The following is a 2,810-nucleotide window of genomic DNA, read 5'->3' on the forward strand; positions in this document are numbered from 1 at the left end:
GTGATCGTCGGCAACTGCGGGATCAGTGCATCGCCGGTGAGTTTGCGCGGTGATCCGCCGGACCCGATGAACCTGCTCGGCAGCGCGGCCGCGTTTGTCTATCCGACATTCCGTGACTACCGCACAGCGGTCGAGGCCGCGAATACCACGTTGAACGTTGCTGCATTGGTCGGGCATACCGCGCTGCGCAGCAATCACCTTGACGACCTGTTTCGCACTGCAACGCCCGATGAAATCGCCGCGATGCGCGAGCAACTGCGCGAGAGCCTGGAGGCCGGTGCGTTGGGTTTGTCCACCGGCCTTGCCTACGCCAGCGCGAACTCGGCCTCCACTGTCGAGGTCATGCAATTGACCGAAGAACTGGCGGTGTTCGGTGGGGTGTACACCACCCATTTGCGCAGTGAATTCGAACCAGTGCTGGAGGCCATGGACGAGGCATTCCAGATCGGCCGCCACGCGAAATCGCCGGTGATCATTTCCCACCTCAAATGTGCCGGCGCCGGCAACTGGGGGCGCAGTCCGCAACTGCTTGCGTCACTCGAACACGCGGCAAAAAACCATCCGGTGGGCTGCGATTGCTATCCCTATGCAGCGAGCTCTTCGACGCTGGACCTCAAGCAAGTCACTGATGCCCATCGCATCACCATTACCTGGTCGACACCGCACCCGGAAATGGGCGGACGAGACCTGATAGACATCGCCACCGAGTGGAACCTGTCGTTGCTCGATGCGGCGCGCCAACTGCAACCGGCGGGGGCGGTGTACTACGGAATGGACGAGGCTGATGTGCGCAGAATCCTCGCCCATCCGTTGTCGATGGTCGGCTCCGATGGCTTGCCTGAAGACCCGTTTCCGCACCCTCGTTTGTGGGGCGCATTCCCACGGGTGCTCGGACATTTCAGTCGCGACGTAGGACTGTTCCCGCTGCACACCGCCGTGCACAAAATGACCGGGCTGTCGGCGGCGCGATTCGGCTTGAAGGCGCGCGGTGAGATTCGTGAGGGCCACTGGGCCGATCTGGTGTTGTTCGATCCGGCGACCATTCGTGATGTGGCGGACTTCAATGATCCGCAACAAGCGGCCGAAGGCATCGAGGGCGTGTGGGTCAACGGCGTACTGAGTTATCAGGACGGTCAGGCGAATGGGCGCAGGGAAGGACGGTTTCTGGCGCGAGAAGGGGACCTGCGTGACGGCTTTAATTGAAGATTCGTGCTGTGCGTCACGGTGATGGCACATTGAGATTAAAGAAAGCCACTAACAAGCCGAATTGCTGACGTACAGCCCGGCTACACTGTGGGCCATTTCTGTCTGGGAGCAACTCGATGAGCTTCGGCAAAACCACCCCGATCCTGCGGATCTTCGATGAAATCAAGGCAGTTGAATTCTACGTCGACTTCCTCGGATTCAAGATCGACTGGCAGCACCGCTTTGAAGCCAACTTCCCGTTGTACCTGCAAGTCTCCCGTGGCGAATGCGTGTTGCACCTCTCCGAACACCACGGCGACGCAACACCGGGCTCGGCCCTGCGCATCGAGACCGATGAGCTGGAAGCTTTCCAGCAGCAGCTGCTGGCCAAGCAATACTCGTTCGCCCGACCAGAGATCCAGGCCATGCCTTGGGGCAGCCAGGACATGACCATCAGCGATCCGTTTGGTAATCGGTTGGTGTTTACCAATGCGATCAGTGTTTGAGCTTTAGATAGCTATTGATCATTCCCGCGCGAGAGCGTGGGAATGATCGGACTCACGTCCACTTCGGCCTCGCACAGGGCCAGCTAATTCCCCCGCAACGCCCTCATTAACTCCGCCACCACTTCCCGCACTCTATTATCCCCAGACACCGCCATTAACAATTCCATGGAGGATCAGGGTGGTGGAACGCCCGTAGAAGCTCATACAGTTATTCCCTTGAGGTTATATTCCGCAGGTGGCATATTCGTATGAAATGGGACGTTGAATACACGGATGAATTTGGCGGGTGGTGGGTTGGCCTGGATGAAAAGGAGCAGGCGTCTATATCGGCCAGCGTTGACCTGCTGGAACTCTTCGGGCCAGGCTTGGGTTTTCCTCAAAGCAGCGATATCAAAGGCTCGCGGCATGGAAACCTCCGAGAACTGAGGGTGCAGCACGCGGGGCGTCCTTATCGCGTGCTATACGCGTTTGATCCGCGTCGATGCGCGTTATTGTTGATCGGTGGCGATAAAACCGGTCAGGACCGCTGGTACCACGAAAATGTCCCGTTAGCAGAAAAGCTGTACGACGAACACTTGGAAACACTGCGTAAAGAGGGCCGAAATGATGGCTAAAAAATTTGCTGAACTTCAGGCTCGCATGTCGCCGGAATCTCGTGCTGATGCTGAGCGTCTGTTCCAACAGCACCTGAAAGAGATGCCCCTGCATGAGCTGCGTAAAGCCCAGGAGTTGAGCCAGGAATCGCTAGCCAAAGCGTTACACGTCAATCAGGCGGCCATATCCAAAATGGAACGACGCACCGACATGTACATCAGTACATTGCGTAACTACATCCGCGCCATGGGTGGCGAACTGGAAATTATCGCGACCTTTCCTGAAGGTCAGGTAAAGATCGATAACTTTTCCAACTAAAAAAACACAGAAGCCCTTTATTCAAAGGGCTTCTGTTCGAGTTGGCGGCGTATACGAGTTATACGCGGAAGTGACTCACCATCTGTTGCAACTGATTGCCCAACCGCGCCAGTTCAACGCTGGACGCCGCTGTCTCGTCACTGGCCGCTGCAGTCTGTTCCGAGACGTCGCGCACGTTGATGATGCTGCGGCTGATTTCTTCGGCCA

The 2,810-nt window shown here is 57.3% G+C and carries 5 protein-coding genes; 4 read left to right on the forward strand and 1 reads right to left on the reverse strand.

Annotated features, from left to right (window positions below; translation table 11 throughout):
- The 4 genes from M5G20_RS30095 to M5G20_RS30110 all read left to right on the forward strand — a co-directional run.
- Positions 1–1,203 (forward strand): D-aminoacylase (locus M5G20_RS30095; protein WP_273922128.1); only part of this gene is annotated, 1,203 nt, incomplete at its 5' end.
- Positions 1,204–1,322: 119 nt separating this feature from the next.
- On the forward strand, positions 1,323–1,691 hold the full coding sequence (locus M5G20_RS30100; protein WP_273922129.1) for a glyoxalase superfamily protein: 369 nt from the start codon (positions 1,323–1,325) through the stop codon (positions 1,689–1,691).
- 248 nt (positions 1,692–1,939) lie between these two features.
- A complete protein-coding gene (locus M5G20_RS30105; protein WP_273922130.1) occupies positions 1,940–2,305 on the forward strand; it encodes a type II toxin-antitoxin system RelE/ParE family toxin in 366 nt (121 codons plus the stop codon).
- The gene (locus M5G20_RS30110; protein ID WP_150732444.1) at positions 2,298–2,603 is read left to right on the forward strand and encodes a helix-turn-helix domain-containing protein; all 306 of its coding nucleotides are present in this window, start codon (positions 2,298–2,300) and stop codon (positions 2,601–2,603) included. Before M5G20_RS30105 ends, M5G20_RS30110 begins: the two co-directional genes overlap by 8 nt.
- 58 nt (positions 2,604–2,661) lie before the next feature.
- Here M5G20_RS30110 and M5G20_RS30435 read toward each other — a convergent pair.
- A partial coding sequence (locus M5G20_RS30435) for a hypothetical protein (protein ID WP_443218337.1) occupies positions 2,662–2,810 on the reverse strand: 149 nt, incomplete at its 5' end.

Source organism: Pseudomonas sp. TNT2022 ID1044, assembly GCF_028656895.1.
Taxonomy (GTDB): Bacteria; Pseudomonadota; Gammaproteobacteria; order Pseudomonadales; family Pseudomonadaceae; genus Aquipseudomonas; species Aquipseudomonas reinekei.